Raw genomic sequence first — 16,379 nt, forward strand, 5'->3', positions numbered from 1 at the left:
CTTTGAAATGCTCATAGTCATAAAAAACACGCGTCTAATAGCGCGTGCTTTTTTATGGGATGTCTACTTGGCTGTTTATCTATTTTGATGCTTTTCTGCTTCAACACCTCGCTATCTTAACGCCTCGCTATTTTAACGCTGATCTTTAACGTAAGTTACCTAAATCTTCTTCAGACAAGCGCCAACGGCCTTTCTTTTTAGAAGCACCGCGACCACGCATAGCGCTATTCAATATTAACTTATTCATTGAATGGCTTGAGTGAGCGTGACAGATGGCGCAGGCAAGTCCATCGGCAGCATCTTGTTGCGGTACAACTTCTAACGCTAATATCCGGCACACCATCTCTTGTACTTGTTCTTTGGCCGCTGCTCCATAACCACAGACGGCTTGTTTGATTTGCCGAGCCGTATATTCTGATACTTCTAAATCTAAAGCAACCATCGCTGCAATCGCTGCACCTCGTGCTTGCCCAAGCTTAAGTGCAGAATCAGGGTTTTCTGCCATAAATACTTGCTCAATTGCCGTATAGATAGGCTCGTCTGCGTATTTTAAATGATGCTGTGTGATACGGGTCAGTCCATTAAAGATACGCTTGAGGCGTTCAGGCATCTCTTTGGTATCTGTGCGAATCGTCCCTGCATCGATATAGGTCAGCTTGTCACCTGTCTGCTGTACTATCCCATAACCAGTCATGCGTGACCCTGGATCAATGCCTATAATAATTGCCATAATATTCCGTCTTGCTTACCTGTCATTTTATATTTAGTCTTATATAAATTGGATACGATGTCAGACTCGCTTAGCCTACTATTCGTAGTACTGGCTTCCGCCTTCCTTCTATCCAAATTATATTGTACCGACTATATGGCTTAAAAATTAGCCTTAAGTTTGATAGTATAGCAACCAATCCCCATATACATCATATGTTAGCCATTTTAATTTTCATGGCGCTCAATTTATTGGTTTTTATTTTATAGGACGACACTTTATGGGTCAGATAGTTGGTATAGCCATCGTTTGGTTTATTATCGAGATGCTACTGTGGTATTTGCTTGCTCAGTTTATGAGCGGCTGGTGGGTGTTTATGTGGTTTATTATCGCCGCGGTTATTGGTATCTCCTTGATGCGCAAAGGTATGGCTGCTCTTAATCCAATGGCACAGCAAATGAAAGCTGGTGGCATGATGAACCCTGCGATGCGTCCGCCAGAGACCACGATGATTAAGAGTATCGCGATGGCAGCTGCTGGTATTTTACTGCTTATTCCTGGGGTACTTAGTGATTTAATGGCGCTGTTGGTCGTATTGCCACCTGTGCAGAAAAAGCTAAAAGACTTGGCCAATAATTACGTCATGAATAATCAGCAAAAAATGATGGAAATGATGGCGAAGCAGATGGGTGGTCAAATGGGGGGTGGTCAAAATCCATTTGGCGGTACTGGTGGCATGGGCGGTCAAAACCCGTTCGGTGGCGCAGGTGGCATGAATGGTCAAAATCCATTTGGTCAACAGCAGCAAAACCCATTTGGTGATGTGTTTAAACAACATACTACGGTTGATGGTACTGCCAAAAACATCCCTAAAGATGTAAAGAAAATTACTAAATCGGCTAATGACGAATAACTATTTAGTTAAATCGTAAGCATAAAAAAAGCCCCTTTCGTCGATGACAAAAGGAGCTTTTTGGTGGTAGTAAGCATACTATTTATAGGAAATATATTTTTATAAAGAATATACGTACAAACCGAATGAAACAACCGAAGTGCCGCTGTAAGATGGTGACCCATGAACCGTGAAGTTCAGGGCGGATGCGTCATCATCTCTGCAGGTTTCCTGATACACCGCAAGCGGTGCAGGCATACACAATGAGACAATAGGTACCACATCCTGGTAAAGCATTATCGGCTCAGGGAATAAACATCTACTAGCCAACACTTCAGAATAGTTTTATCTTAACCAATGAAAAGAGTGATTGCAAGTCTGAATTACAGATTGATACGTAGCTTGGTTAATTGGCCGCATTCATATTGCATTATCTAGAAAAACTACAGCAAGATAACCCTATAAAATTATTCATAAACTCACGAAAAATGCTCAGTTTTTCAGCTATTTCAAGATGTGTGTTAATATAGAGGGCTTTATATTCCCTTACACAGCATTATAGGCGTTCATTCACTCGAGGAGCGGTAATATATGACCAGTACCCAACAAGTATCAGACTCTATTGATAATAATAAAACACAGCTTAGCAATAACCAAGACGGTGCACAGAATAAAAAAATACCGCATGTCTTGATGATATTAGACGGCTTTGGTCATCGTGAAGAAGATAAAGATAACGCTATCGCTGCCGCCAATATGCCAAATTTAGACAAGATTTATCAGCAATATCCTCATGGGCTGATTTCAGCGTCAGGGGAAGATGTTGGTTTGCCAGATGGTCAGTTTGGTAATTCAGAAGTTGGTCACATGAATTTAGGGGCGGGGCGTGTTCTTTATCAGGACTCAACTCGTATCTCAAGTGAGCTTGCCAATCGTGAATTTTATAAGAACGAAGCATTGGTCAATGCGGTAAAAGCGGCTAATGAGCGTGGCGGTAACGTCCATATTATGGGCCTGCTTTCTGATGGCGGCGTCCACTCACATCAAGACCATATCGAAGGTATGTGTCATTCAGCATTGGTCCATGGTGCCAAGAATGTTTTTATTCATTGTTTCTTAGATGGCCGTGATACCCCGCCTAAATCTGCTGATAAGTACATCAATCGTCTGCGCGATTATATCAATAAATTGAATGCTCATTACGAAGGTGGCCGCGTACAGATTGCGAGTATCATCGGACGCTACTATGCAATGGATCGTGACAATCGTTGGGATAGAGTGCAAAAAGCTTATGAGCTGATTACTGAAGGCAAAGCTGATCGTCTATCGACACGGGCAGATGGCGCTGTTCAAGCTGCTTATAAAGCGCGTGAGACTGATGAGTTTGTCAGTCCAACGACTGTGATTGGACGTGATGAAGTGCCATATACTGTCAATGATAACGACGCACTTATTTTTATGAATTTCCGTGCTGATCGTGCTCGTGAGCTTGCCCAAGCATTTATTCTGCCAGATCATGAGTTTTCTGGATTTGCGCGTCAAAAACAGCCAAAACTGGCGGCATTTGTGATGCTAACTAAGTATTCAGATGTCCTAGCTGACAATTCAAAAACCAGCATTGCTTACTACCCAACATCTTTGGCCAATACATTGGGAGAGTACTTGCAGGATCAAGGAAAAACTCAACTACGTATCGCTGAAACTGAAAAATATGCGCATGTGACGTTTTTCTTTAGTGGCGGCCGAGAAGAAGAGTACCAGGGTGAGACCCGCATTTTAGTGCCATCTCCAGACGTTGCGACTTATGATCTACAGCCTGAGATGAGTGCGCCTGAAGTCACTGATAAATTAGTAGAGGCAATTGAGTCTGGTAAGTATGATGTATTGGTGGTCAATTATGCCAATGGTGATATGGTTGGGCACACAGGTATCTTTGATGCAGCGGTAAAAGCGGTAGAGGCTTTAGATGTATGCGTTGGCCGTATCGAGTCAGCGGTGCGTGCTGCTGGTGGTGATATGCTTATCACAGCCGATCATGGTAACTGCGAGCAGATGCAAGACTATGAAAGTGGACAAGTACATACACAGCATACGACAGAACATGTGCCATTAATTTATGTAGGTGAGCAAAAGCTGCAAGTACGCCGTGGCGGCAAACTTAGTGATGTGGCGCCGACTATTTTATCATTGATGAATGTTGACGCCCCTGCTGAGATGACAGGTGAGAGCTTATTGGTTCCAGCAGTCTAGGCCAGTCGAATTAAACTACAGTACTTGAATTACTGTGGTTTATATCAATCCGTTAGCTGTATTAGAAGATATGAAAAAGGAAAGGATAACCTATTATCCTTTCCTTTTTTTGTGATACATTTTACTTAATTTACTTGCAATACTATGCTAGTTCGAAATATGCGTTTGGTGCTATCTTATAAGTCGCTATATAACGATAAATTCGTATTCTCTATTATTCAAATGAGTTCTTTTATGCAGCCTATTTCTTTTGCACGTTCTTTTTTATCCAAAGGGTTAAGTAAATCAGTAGGGAAGGCGTCAGTCGCGTCCACGGTTTTGCCGCCTGCAATTTTAATAGGTGTACTTGGTTGTGCGATTAGCGTAAATGCACAAGCAGCAGTGGGAGCTTCTACAAATAATGATAATCCTACAAATGGGCTACAGCTCATCAGTTTAAATGCAGATGAGATAGCGGATGAAAACGATGCTGATAACTTATCTAACATTGCTGATATGTTAGATGTCGCCGATGAGCCAGATGACTCGATAGATAGTGTGCCAGATGAAAGCGCGCTAACGGATGATGCCGATGATATTGATACAGAGATTCCAGCAGAAGTTGCACAAGTATCGCTAAATGCTATCTCTCCTGAGACGCTAAAGACATTTGTGGCTGTGGTAGATTTAGTACGCCGTCAATACGTCGATGCAGTCAATGACGAAGAGTTATTTAGCAATGCGATGAGCGGTATGCTGACCAAGCTTGATAGCCATGCTGAGTTTTTGGATGCAGAAGCTTATGAGAATCTACGTGCTTTTACTGAGGGTGACGTTGGTGATATTGGTATTAAAGTTACTTACCAACCAGAGGCAGGTTATTGGGTTGTGACAGAGGTTATCGATGACTCACCTGCAGACAAAAAAGGCATCGCAGTTGGTGATTATTTGCATCAGGTTGATGAGTTTAAGCTAGACGAAGGGCGACAGGTTAATGACGTTGAGCAGCTTTTGACAGGTATCGCTGGTACGCAGGTAGATATTATTACTTCCAAAGCTGGTCGCCGTAAGCACACAACGACGTTGCAGCGTAATAATAGTCATCCGCAGATTATCGAGACCAAACTGGTTGATGGCATTGCTATTGTTAAATTACCGGCGTTTCAAAACAACAGCCGTGAAAAATTACTAGAAGGTTTAATTAACCTAAACGCTCCGATATCAGGCATTTTACTAGATATGCGTGATAATCCAGGTGGCGTACTTACATCAGCAGTGAGCGTGGCCAGTTTATTTATGGATGATACCGATGTGGTGCAGGTGCAAGCACGTCAAAATAAATCACGGGTACTATCGACCCAAGGTGATGCGATACTTAAACCTTTGCCTTTAGTGGTATTACAAAACCGCTATTCAGCATCAGCGGCAGAGGTACTTGCCAGTAGTTTACAAGCACAAAAACGCGCTACTATTATCGGTGAAGTTAGCTATGGTAAGGGCTCAGTACAATCGGTCATACCGTTAAACGATGAGCAAGCCGTTAAATTGACTGTGGCCAATTATATGACGGCAGCAGGCAAACAAATAGATGAGATCGGTGTAGAACCTGATGTGACTTTATCAGGCAGCGAGAATACGTGGGAACAGCAAGCATTAGAACTGGTAAAGGCGCGCGCGCTTGATTCAGGTATTCGCTTTGTCAGAAAAAATGCTACGAAAGAATAGAATTTCGTAGCATTCAATTAACAGTACATACCATTCAACGCTTAAAAATATTTGAAGATGATGTTTAAAGGAAATTAGTCAAACGCATCTTCAGAAATTTCGAGCTTTTTCATACGGTAGCGTAAAGAGCGAAAAGTAGTTCCTAATAATTCAGCTGCTTGGGTTTTGTTCCAGCCAGTTTGTTTGAGTGCCGTGATAATCAGCTGCTTTTCTTGTTCCTGCAAATAATGCTCTAACCCTTTAGGCGGTAATTGACCGTCGAACAATTCTTGTAAACCTGATATACCTTTAGAGGTTTCTTGTTGGACGTTGGAGTCAAGGAGCGACTCTTTGTCATGAGTACTGGCTACGTTGGTTGACGAACTATCATTACTAGTTGACGAATGCTGCACCATTGAGGGGTAGTGGTTGGTATTAGTACGATAAGGGTGTAAGTTGGTCGCCCTTTGCTCAACCTGCGTCGTCATATTGCGACTAGATTGAATGACTTGCTCATCGTCCTTTGTTGATTGGTCTGTAGATTGAACGTCTATTTGATTTTCTACGTTACGGGCAGGTAGCTCAGAGCTATCGATAACTGAGCTATGATTTTGCTCTTGTGTATTTACAAGCTCAGTTTTAATGTCAGGAAGACCTAAATGACTAATGTCGATGTATGAGGTTTCAGCTAACGTAACTGCACGCTCCAATAAGTTGCGTAGTTCACGGACATTACCCGCAAAATCGTGGCGCTGTAAGCGTTCGCAGGCTTCCATCGTCAATGACGGCGGCGACTCTAATTGCCAGTCATCAGCAATCATAGCTAAAAAGTGGTCTGCTAATACAGGAATGTCATCACGGCGTGCATTAAGTGTTGGAAGCTTTAGCTCAATGACATTGATGCGATAATACAAATCTTGTCGAAATGCACCATCTTGTACCAATTGGCTCAAGTCTTTATGAGTGGCAGACAAAATGCGGATGTCTACTGGAACTTCTTTTGTATCACCGATTGCCCTTACTGTTTTTTCTTGAATAGCACGTAACAACTTAACTTGCATGGCTAACGGTAAGTCCGCCACTTCATCTAAAAATAACGTGCCGCCATTGGCTTGCTGGAATAACCCTTGTTTATCAGCGACAGCCCCTGTAAAGCTGCCTTTTTTATGACCAAAAAACTCCGACTCCATTAACTCCGATGGTATCGCACCGCAGTTCACTGGTACAAAGCTGCCATCACGCCGTGGACTTAAATCATGGATCAATCTGGCGACTACTTCTTTACCTGTGCCAGAAGCGCCCGATAAAAACACAGGTGCCTGTGAGCGTGCTAGCTTTAAAATAGTATTTTTGAGGGGATGCATGACAGCAGAATTACCAATCAGTCTACTATCTAGCATTTTTTGTTCAGGAGAGCATTCCGGTGCAGCCTGTACTTCATTATCTTGATGAATAACTTTTATGGCATTCTCTACCAGTTGGCGCAAACGTGGTAGTTCTAACGGTTTATTGACAAAATCAAAGGCACCGAGTTTCAACGCCTCAATAGCCAAATCCATGCTGCCATGAGCCGTAATCACCGCTATTGGAATATTAGAGCTATTGCTAATTTCTTTTACAAGCTCCAGTCCAGAGCCATCTGGCAGTTTTAAATCCGTCAGACAGAAATCGTAGTCATTGTCTTGCCAAAACGTTCTTGCTTGCGACAATGTATAAGCCACATCACTTTTGATACCCATTTTAGTCAGGGTAATTTGCATCAATCGACATAAATCCACTTCATCATCGACGACTAGCGCGGTTGTTGTCATACATCATCTCATCGTATTTTATGGCTATAAAATCAATAGCTGGGTCTAAATGGGCGTAATAGCTTTCAAAGGATAAATTTAGGAAAGATTTTCTTCGATAGTTTGAAATTTATTATCAGATTTAATAGAAGGTACAATTAATCGAAAGCATGTTTTCTCATGTTCAGGAATGTAGAGTAAACGCGCTTGATTGGCTTCACAAAATGCTTGTGATAAATAGAGCCCCAGTCCTGTACCAGCTTTATCTGTTGTAAAAAATGGATCGAACAAAAGTTCTAAATTTCCAGCACTAACACCATTACCGTTATCTAATATATCGATTATAACATCGTTGTCTGCGCAGTAAATGTCGATTTCCACATAAGCATGGGGATGAGAATAGCTGCTATAACGCAGGCCATTGTTGATTAGGTTGATTAATATCTGCTCTAACTGATGAGTATCAAATGATATGATGGGTTTGGTTTTTATTCGTAGAAAAATGTCGTGTCCTTGAAAGTAATTCTCCAAAAACGATGGCATCCATTCAGCCAATTCGAGCACCTGCTGGGTAGCCGTCTGCTGACGAGACAGCTTTAAAATATCCTCAATGATACGGTTTACACGTTTTGTCTGTGAAAATATCATTTCATAAAGCTCATGGTTGCCGGTCATGGCAGCATTCGATTCACTTGTTAATGCACTGTCATCTTCCATTTGTTCTGCAACATCTTCCATTAATAGCTGGCTGGCTTGCGATATCGCTGCTAATGGGTTTCTGATTTCATGGGCAATACTGGCAGTTAATTGCCCTAAAGAAGCCAGTTTCAACTGTTGAGCACTGGCTTGCTCACGGCGTAAGTCTTCTAATATGACAAGTTTGCTATCGTCTTTTAGTGGAATAATCTGTACACGTAATTTGCCAAATATTGAGGCATTTGCCACAGCTGGCACGTCGTAGGTAAAAACGCGTGACTGCCCAGAAGCTACTGACAAGCAGGCATTAAACAACTGGGAATGCTGTTCATTGAGTTGCTGCTCAAAATTAGAGAGAAGCGCTTTGTTATGAGTCTCTTTTGTATCGTCAAAGGTATTCTGTGCTGTGGTAGGCGTACCAGGCGTACCAGGCGTGACAAGCGAAAGGCTCAGCAATTGATGTGCGGCAAGATTTGCTAAGACAATATGTTGCTTATCGATAACGACAACACCATTCACCATCTGCGTGATAACCTCTTGATTGATCACGTTTAGTCGCTCGACTTCCTTAGCATGGTTTGCCGCGACCTTTTCAAGCTGTACTAATCGTTGAGAGATAGACCAACTCAAACCGCCCACTGCTAAAAAACTCGCTGACATCAGTAGCGCATCACCTAGGTTGGCTAGACTCATGCTATTAGCAATAGCGTAGAAAAACTGCTGATAAATAACGAGAATGATGGCAAGTAACGTAATAACCAACGCTTGTGAGCCATGTAGTAGCATAAAGCTAGCTGCGACGACCACCATGTATAGCATTGTTAACTGCAAATCAGGGTTGCCTGTCGTGTAGAGCAGTAGACTTAATATAATAACGTCTAAGGCCAGTCCGAATGCCAGTTGGCGGCGCATATGTTTGTTAACGACATAAAATAATCCAAGCAGTATCAAGCTTAGCAGTACATAGAAGCTCAGAATAGTTTGTTGTAAAAAACTTGGTAAAGACGCGCTAGCACCGGTACGAGCAGAGATGTATAGCATGAGCATAGAGAACAAGCTAACGACGAAACGATAACTGCTATAGATCAGCCCCAACTTACGCAACTGCGGCAGAGGAAGCGTATCGTCATGATGAACATAACGAGTAATGGCAGAGCTAAAATTGGTAGCAGGGTTCATAAACTGGCCGTAATAAAATAAACGCTAAATGGTTTATGGTTGAATCAGACCATGACGAATGGCCAAATGAGTCAATTTAACATCACTATCAACCCCAACTTTTTCATAAATACGGTAGCGATACGTATTAATGGTCTTGACACTAACAAATAATTGATCAGCTATTTGCTGAGGACTCTGACAATTGACAACCATCATGGCCACTTGTTTTTCTCTGTCACTTAATAAGTCAAAAGGTGAGTTTGCATTATCAGACAATAAAACATCTGCTAACTGTTCAGCGACATCCTGACTGAAGTAGCGACCTCCTTGATAAATCTTTTTGACCGCACGTATCATTTCATCAAGCGGTGTGCCTTTGGTAATGTAACCATTCACACCTGCTTTGATCAGCATGGAGGGATAGGGCTGTGCAGACATACTACTGACCGCCAAAATCTTGATACCCATATCGAGTTGAATCAGACGTTTGGTTGCTTCGAGCCCGCCAATATTCGGCATATTGACGTCTAGCAAAATTACATCAGGATGTAGTTGTTTGGCTTGTTTGATAGCCATATCACCGCTGTCTGCTTCACCTACCACTTCGATATCGGGGCTGTCTGACAACATACGGCTAATACCCATCCGTACCAAATCATGATCATCTACCACTAATACTTTAATCATAACCATACTCTTTATTGATTGTCAGAATGAACGCTTTATTAGGTTCAAATAGTATAAAAAACGAATATATTCCAACCATTATTCTTATCTTTGTATATTCAAAATACCGCTGATTAATATAACAAAATACGAGTAATCATAACATTCGAAGTTAAATTATATTGCTGCAGTGTGAATTGATGTTTCTAGAATATAAATTGGTTGTAGTAAATTTTGAACGAAGCCAAAAAAAACTACTAAATCAGTTTGATAGATTAAACTTAAATGTAAACCATGATACACTAAAAATACAAAAGCTCTATGTGAGTACTTACAAACACATCTATAAACGCTACGTACGTTTTTGGCGTCAGACAATATGTAACTGGCGTAATAGCGACAGCAGGAGGCATAATGAAGCAACTACCATTAACCAAACAGCAATTGATCGCTGCTATGATTTCATTGAGTTTGGGCAGTGTTGCACAAGCCGCACTTACAATTAATGGTAGCACTGACACTGCCTCTAGTGCACGCCTGAGTTGGGGCGGCGCTGATAGTTTGTCTGAAGCCCGCAACATAATGTACAAGTCCAACGGCTCTGCTATTAAGAAAGTCGATAATGGCTATGGTACTACCAATATTACGAATACTAATAGTTTTGCTAGTAGTAATAACACCAATAGTGCTCGCTATAACACAACCTATCGCGGGGCATTTGGTAGCAGCGATATGATTCCGATTAGTACTGATTCACGTAGTGTTGCGGTGATCGATGCTGAAACTGGCGAATCTATTTACGAAAAAGATGCTGATATCGCACGCCCGATGGCCAGTATCACTAAAGTCATGACGGCGATGGTCGTGTTGGATGCCGGTCTTGATATGCGTGAAGAAATCACGCTTGATCCAGAAGATTTTGTTGGTCCAAAGCGTGCAAGCTCACGTTTGAAATCAGGTGATCGTTTAAACCGCGCTGAGATGCTATTGATGGCGTTGATGAAGTCTGAAAATCCAGCGGCGAAGAGTCTGGCACGTAACTACCCAGGTGGCTATGATGCCTTTATGCGTGCGATGAATCGTAAAGCGCAAGATTTGGGCATGAATACGGCATTTTTTGGTGATCCAACTGGACTTGATAAGCGTAACGTAGCTTCTTCAAAAGATTTGGTCAAGATGGTACGTGCTGCTGGTAACTATGATGTTATTCGTCGTTTTTCTACCACTAAGAGCTATGACTTTTTTGTCTCAAACTACTCAAGTGGTAACCGTACCTATAAAGCCAGTAATACTAGCACGTTGGTCCGTGACGGCAGCTATCCAATCGGTATCTCTAAGACAGGATTTATCAATGAAGCAGGACGTTGTGTTGTAATGGAAACTCGTGTCAATAACCGTCCTGCGATTATCGTTATTTTAGGGGCAAACAGCTCAGCAACACGTTGGGGCGATGCTAAAAATATCTTAAATAGTTTGGCTACACGCCGTACAGTGTAAGTTTGCTATTCTAAATATATAAAAAAGCTGTTATATCATATAACGGCTTTTTTATTGTGTTGAATTCAAGAATTAAGGATACACGCTATGGGTCATTCACTACTCTCCTCAGTTATGCCTAAGCTATATTTGTTGACCAACGATGATGAATTTGAGCTGTTGTATCAAAAGCTAGAGGCAGCCTTATCGACAGGATTGATTGCGTTACTACAAATTCGTCGTAAGCAAATTCTTAGTCTGCCTGATGGAGCTTTGAAGCTCTTTGATGAGGCGCAAAAAATCGTCGAGTTAGCTAAAACGTACAACGTGCCAGTTGTTATTAATGATGACGTGAAGTTAGCCGAAAAGCTTGGCGTTGGGGTACATCTTGGTCAAACAGACGGCAGTATCGGTGATGCTCTGCAATCCCTATCACCGTATCAAATCATTGGTCGTACCTGCCATGGTGATATAGAGCTGATTAAAGAAGCAAAAAATGATGACGCAAGTTATGCTGCGATGGGTGCTGTATTTACTTCTACGACTAAGCCAAATGCTAATATCATTTCACGTCAGCAGCTTGTGGAAGGGTGTCAACAAGGCATACCAATCTGTGTGATAGGGGGGTTAACCGCAGAAAATGTCTCAGAGTTAGTAGATTTGCCCATTGCGCTTGTGGCAGTAGTTGGGGATATTATGGACTTGCCAGTAGCAGACATAGCGCAGCGTTGTCATGAATGGCAGCAGGCATTTTCTAGATGGAAAATACCTACTTGAAGCACGCTTCTTAGAGAGGTTTTAAAGTAGCAATACTCTTACAATAGAGTATTAATATGACAGCGCTACTCAGCGTGTTCCATACATAAGGTGGCATAGGGTAGCGCTTCTAAGCGCTGCTCTTCGATCTGTTCACCGCAGACTTCGCACTCGCCATAAGTACCATTTTCAATTCGACTCAATGCATTTTCGACATAGATTAAGCTTTGACGTGCCTCGCTCATCAAATTTTTGCGCATGTCGTTTTGACGATAGGATATGGCCTGATCTTCCCAATGTTCATTGAGATCATCTTGCGGATTCTGAATATGATCTTCTATCTTATCAATTCGAGATTCGTACTCATCTTGTAATTTTAATAGGTTTTGTTTAGCAGTGTCTAAGTTGATGCTCATTATTTTCTCCTAATGGATTATTTTTATTGTCAATGTTTCTATCATAAAGAGCTTGACTGCTGAGTACCACCACGAAATGTTACGGTTTATTGACTATGCTTGAAGCTAGCAACCGCAATTGTTGCCATCGAATAACGGTCTGAGAATTTAGACTAAATATTTTAAACGTGCTGAAATTTGTGTCAGGTTGCTTGTGAGACTGTGGTAGAAAACTGGTAGAATACACCGCCGCTGAATTCTGCTTACTTGAGCGACTCATCAGAGTGGTTTGAGAGGTGTCAGAGCCAAGCGTTAAAAAGACATTAAAAAGCAATAAAGCTGATAGTGACTATATAGCACGGGTATAAAATAGCTTGGCTATATGGCAGGCGAGCGAGAATGCTACAAAATAGTAGATTGATCGAGCTTAGCACTGAATCCGATTTATATAGAGCTGACTATAATGGTCACATCAGTAACGACAGTAATCGCAAATTAACAGATATATTGATGCATAGGAGCAGGTAATGAATTTTTTGCGTATGAGTGAGTTGAACTTAACGGATAAAGTGGTCTTGATTCGAGAAGATTTAAATGTGCCTATTAAAGACGGTAAGGTCACGAGCGATGCGCGCTTGCAAGCCAGTCTTCCTACCATCAAAATGGCGCTCGAAAAAGGTGCTGCGGTAATTGTTTGCTCACATTTAGGCCGCCCAACAGAAGGCAATCCTGAAGCTGTATATTCATTGGCACCGGTTGCTGACTATTTAACGGAAAAATTAAGCTCGCAATTATCGACATCTGTACGTCTTAATAGTGATTACCTTACCCAAGGTGCCAATGTAAAATCGGGCGAAGTGGTTCTATTAGAAAATGTACGCTTCAATGACGGTGAAAAGAAAAACGATGCCACGCTAGCGAAAAAGTATGCTGATTTATGCGATGTGTTTGTGATGGATGCTTTTGGTACAGCGCACCGTGCACAGGCATCAACAGAAGGCGTTACGCAAGCGATGCGTCAAGCAGACAAAACTGTTTGTGCAGGGCCATTGTTAGCCGCTGAGCTTGATGCTTTAAGCCTAGCGCTTGAAACACCAGCACAGCCAATGCTTGCCATCGTTGGTGGGTCAAAAGTATCAACCAAATTAGAAGTTTTACACAGCTTGGCTGAAGTCTGTACACAGATTATCGTTGGTGGCGGTATTGCTAATACTTTCTTAGCAGCACAAGGACACAGTGTTGGCGCCTCATTGTACGAAGCAGATTTGCTTGATACTGCACGTGATATTATGACCAAGACAGAAATTTTACTGCCTGAATACGTCGTAGTCGCTGATAAACACGACATCGATTTCGCTGACTTTACTGGCTCATTGCAAAAAGCCACTGCAACGATCAAATCAGTTGATGCGATTGGTGAAAATGACATGATATTGGACATCGCACCAGAAAGCGCAAAACAGCTTGCCGATGCCATTATTAATGCAAAAACTATCTTGTGGAATGGTCCAGTGGGTGTCTTCGAAGTCGATGCTTTCGGGCAAGGCACACAGATATTAGCTACTGCTGTAAGAGACAGCGATGGTTTTTCTATCGCGGGCGGCGGTGATACGTTAGCGGCCATCGATAAATATCAAGTTGCTGACGGTGTGAGCTATATGTCAACGGGTGGTGGCGCGTTTTTAGAGTTTGTTGAAGGTAAAGTACTTCCGGCAGTCGCTGCGCTGCAAATAGATGCCTAACTAATTAACGATACTCTGTAGCTTAGTAACATTAGACGTACAACTAACTTTAAATAACTAAGGTAGTCTGTAAAAATAATATTTTGGCTGTTGATTTACTTGTTTTTATTAGCATAAGTAAGTGCAATAGCCATCGATTATTATTAAGCAGTAATTATTTATTTATATACTGAAAATTATTATTGCATGTCTGATTCGCACTCTATAAAATAGCGCGACCATGTATTTTGACATGCATTATTTATGAGAGGTTTATTATGTTAAAACGTCATTTATTACTTGCTAGCGTACTTGCTGGTACCTTTGCAATCACTGCATGTAGCCAACAAACAGAAGAAAACACTGAAGCTGCCGTTGAATCTGCTGGCGATGATGCTGCTGCAAACGCTGATGCTGCTGCCGCTGAAACAGACGCTGCTGCTGCTGAAGCTGAAGCTGCTGCTCAAGACGCTGGTACTGAAGTTGCCGAAGGCGCTGACACTGCTGGTGCAGCTGCGACAGACGCTCTAGAAAACACTGGCGATGCTATTGCTGAAAGCACTAACACAGCGGTTGAAAATACTGCTGAAGCTGTTGCTGATGGCGCTAACGCTGTTGCTGATGGCGCAAATGATGTTGCAGTTGATGCAGAGCAACAGTACTAAGCTACGCGATAACTAAGCACTATAATGACTGATTTGCTGGTATGCTATTGATTAATAGATACTCATCGGTAAATAATTTCTAAAAAGAGTCATTGCTTTATAAGCCTCAAAATACTAGAAAAGCCTTGGTGATTGCCAAGGCTTTTTGCGTTATATGTCATTGTGGCAGTTTATAAAGTGACAGTTTATAAAAGTTAAATTGATATTAAGAGACGGTATAGACTGACAAATAGTCGGTCAACCGCTACGAAGACAGAACAATTTTTGCTATAATCACCGCGTGGTAATCATATCCAATATCATTCAGACTTTCACTAGCCTATATACGGTCAGTATGGTCGAATATACAGTGAAATGATTGCTATTAAGCTGTTTTTTAAAATACTATTCAAAATCCAATCAGAGAGCGTCTTATGGCCCTAATATCCTTACGTCAACTTCTAGATCATGCCGCTGAACACAGCTATGGTGTTCCTGCCTTTAACGTCAATAACTTAGAGCAAATGCGTGCAATCATGATGGCTGCGGATGCTTGTGATTCACCTGTTATTGTCCAAGCCAGTGCAGGCGCACGTAACTATGCAGGGTCAGCATTTTTGCGTCATTTGATTATCGCTGCGATCGAAGAATGGCCACATATTCCAGTGGTAATGCATCAAGATCACGGTATGTCACCAGCTATTTGCCAACGCTCAATCCAATTAGGTTTCTCATCAGTGATGATGGACGGCTCACTTGGTGAAGATGGCAAAACGCCAATGGATTATGACTACAATGCTAGCGTCACGCGCGAAGTTGTTAAGATGGCTCATGCTTGCGGCGTCTCTGTAGAGGGCGAAATCGGTTGCCTAGGTAGTCTTGAAACTGGTATGGCTGGCGAAGAAGATGGCTCTGGCGCTGAAGGTGTGCTAGATCATGAGCAACTATTGACCAGTGCTGATGAAGCTGAGCAGTTTGTAAAAGATACCAATGTCGATGCGTTAGCGATTGCTATCGGTACTAGCCATGGTGCCTATAAGTTCACACGTCCACCGACAGGCGATATCTTATCTATTGAGCGTGTAAAAGAGATTCATGCCCGTATTCCTAATACCCACCTTGTCATGCACGGTTCTTCATCAGTGCCACAAGAATGGCTAAAAGTTATTAATGAAAATGGCGGTGATATCGGCGAAACTTATGGCGTGCCAGTTGAACAAATTGTTGAAGCGATCAAACATGGTGTGCGTAAAGTAAATATCGATACGGATTTACGTCTGGCATCAACTGGTGCTATCCGCGAATTCCTTGCGAAAAATCCAAGTGAATTTGATCCGCGTAAATACTTCAAAGCGTCTATGGTAGCGATGTCAGATATCTGTACCAATCGTTTTGAAGCGTTTGGTTCTGCAGGTCAAGCACACAAAATTCGTCCAACTAGTCTTGAAGGTATGGTGAACTTTTACCAATAAGACTGTGTTGTAGAACGTAGTTGTTAATCATAAAATAGCAGCTGATTTTATAATATTCCACATAAGAG

At 42.0% G+C, this 16,379-nt stretch carries 13 protein-coding genes and 1 other RNA gene; 8 read left to right on the plus strand and 6 right to left on the minus strand.

Features of this window, described 5'->3' with window-relative positions:
* Positions 1 to 145: 145 nt before the first annotated feature.
* Entirely contained in the window at positions 146 to 730 is a 585-nt protein-coding gene (gene ruvC, locus ACTXGF_RS17910; RefSeq protein ID WP_443533891.1) for a crossover junction endodeoxyribonuclease RuvC, read from the minus strand.
* Positions 731 to 989: 259 nt separating this feature from the next.
* Between ruvC and ACTXGF_RS17915 the strand changes: the two genes are divergently transcribed.
* Complete coding sequence (locus tag ACTXGF_RS17915) at positions 990 to 1,622, plus strand: FxsA family protein (protein WP_443533890.1); 633 nt, start codon at positions 990 to 992, stop codon at positions 1,620 to 1,622.
* Positions 1,623 to 1,749: 127 nt separating this feature from the next.
* On the opposite strand, the gene ssrS is transcribed toward ACTXGF_RS17915, so the two are convergent.
* Positions 1,750 to 1,945: non-coding RNA, 6S RNA (ssrS, locus tag ACTXGF_RS17920), on the minus strand.
* A 247-nt stretch (positions 1,946 to 2,192) separates the two neighbouring features.
* Here ssrS and gpmI point away from each other — a divergent pair.
* Positions 2,193 to 3,851 carry a 2,3-bisphosphoglycerate-independent phosphoglycerate mutase gene (gene gpmI, locus ACTXGF_RS17925; RefSeq protein ID WP_443533888.1) on the plus strand — a complete coding sequence of 553 codons (1,659 nt, stop codon included), beginning with the start codon at positions 2,193 to 2,195 and terminating at the stop codon, positions 3,849 to 3,851.
* A 234-nt stretch (positions 3,852 to 4,085) separates the two neighbouring features.
* Positions 4,086 to 5,555 carry a S41 family peptidase gene (locus ACTXGF_RS17930; protein ID WP_443533887.1) on the plus strand — a complete coding sequence of 490 codons (1,470 nt, stop codon included), beginning with the start codon at positions 4,086 to 4,088 and terminating at the stop codon, positions 5,553 to 5,555.
* 74 nt (positions 5,556 to 5,629) lie between these two features.
* Here ACTXGF_RS17930 and ACTXGF_RS17935 read toward each other — a convergent pair whose 3' ends face one another.
* The 3 genes from ACTXGF_RS17935 to ACTXGF_RS17945 form a co-directional block, all read right to left on the minus strand.
* Positions 5,630 to 7,345 carry a sigma-54-dependent transcriptional regulator gene (locus ACTXGF_RS17935; protein ID WP_443533886.1) on the minus strand — a complete coding sequence of 572 codons (1,716 nt, stop codon included), beginning with the start codon at positions 7,343 to 7,345 and terminating at the stop codon, positions 5,630 to 5,632.
* Positions 7,346 to 7,423: 78 nt separating this feature from the next.
* Positions 7,424 to 9,199, minus strand: a complete 1,776-nt coding sequence (locus tag ACTXGF_RS17940; RefSeq protein WP_443533884.1) for a sensor histidine kinase — start codon at positions 9,197 to 9,199, stop codon at positions 7,424 to 7,426.
* A gap of 33 nt (positions 9,200 to 9,232) precedes the next feature.
* On the minus strand, positions 9,233 to 9,868 hold the full coding sequence (locus ACTXGF_RS17945) for a response regulator (protein WP_101206382.1): 636 nt from the start codon (positions 9,866 to 9,868) through the stop codon (positions 9,233 to 9,235).
* Between the two features lie 393 nt (positions 9,869 to 10,261).
* On the opposite strand from ACTXGF_RS17945, the gene ACTXGF_RS17950 reads away from it, so the two are divergent.
* Together ACTXGF_RS17950 and ACTXGF_RS17955 are read left to right on the plus strand one after the other, a co-directional pair.
* A complete protein-coding gene (locus tag ACTXGF_RS17950; protein WP_057760963.1) occupies positions 10,262 to 11,344 on the plus strand; it encodes a serine hydrolase in 1,083 nt (360 codons plus the stop codon).
* Between the two features lie 87 nt (positions 11,345 to 11,431).
* Positions 11,432 to 12,100 carry a thiamine phosphate synthase gene (locus tag ACTXGF_RS17955; RefSeq protein ID WP_443533882.1) on the plus strand — a complete coding sequence of 223 codons (669 nt, stop codon included), beginning with the start codon at positions 11,432 to 11,434 and terminating at the stop codon, positions 12,098 to 12,100.
* 65 nt (positions 12,101 to 12,165) lie between these two features.
* On the opposite strand, the gene ACTXGF_RS17960 is transcribed toward ACTXGF_RS17955, so the two are convergent.
* A complete protein-coding gene (locus ACTXGF_RS17960; RefSeq protein ID WP_443533881.1) occupies positions 12,166 to 12,495 on the minus strand; it encodes a TraR/DksA family transcriptional regulator in 330 nt (109 codons plus the stop codon).
* A 506-nt stretch (positions 12,496 to 13,001) separates the two neighbouring features.
* Between ACTXGF_RS17960 and ACTXGF_RS17965 the strand changes: the two genes are divergently transcribed.
* From ACTXGF_RS17965 to fba, 3 genes are all read left to right on the plus strand, one after another.
* The gene (locus ACTXGF_RS17965) at positions 13,002 to 14,216 is read left to right on the plus strand and encodes a phosphoglycerate kinase (RefSeq protein ID WP_443533879.1); all 1,215 of its coding nucleotides are present in this window, start codon (positions 13,002 to 13,004) and stop codon (positions 14,214 to 14,216) included.
* A gap of 257 nt (positions 14,217 to 14,473) precedes the next feature.
* Positions 14,474 to 14,860 (plus strand): hypothetical protein, encoded by a 387-nt coding sequence (locus ACTXGF_RS17970; RefSeq protein WP_201567361.1) that lies wholly within the window; start codon positions 14,474 to 14,476, stop codon positions 14,858 to 14,860.
* Positions 14,861 to 15,273: 413 nt separating this feature from the next.
* Positions 15,274 to 16,311, plus strand: a complete 1,038-nt coding sequence (fba, locus tag ACTXGF_RS17975) for a class II fructose-bisphosphate aldolase (RefSeq protein ID WP_057760953.1) — start codon at positions 15,274 to 15,276, stop codon at positions 16,309 to 16,311.
* Positions 16,312 to 16,379 lie beyond the last annotated feature (68 nt).

Origin of the sequence: Psychrobacter sp. 1Y6, assembly GCF_052258385.2 — a bacterium.
Taxonomy (GTDB): Bacteria; Pseudomonadota; Gammaproteobacteria; order Pseudomonadales; family Moraxellaceae; genus Psychrobacter.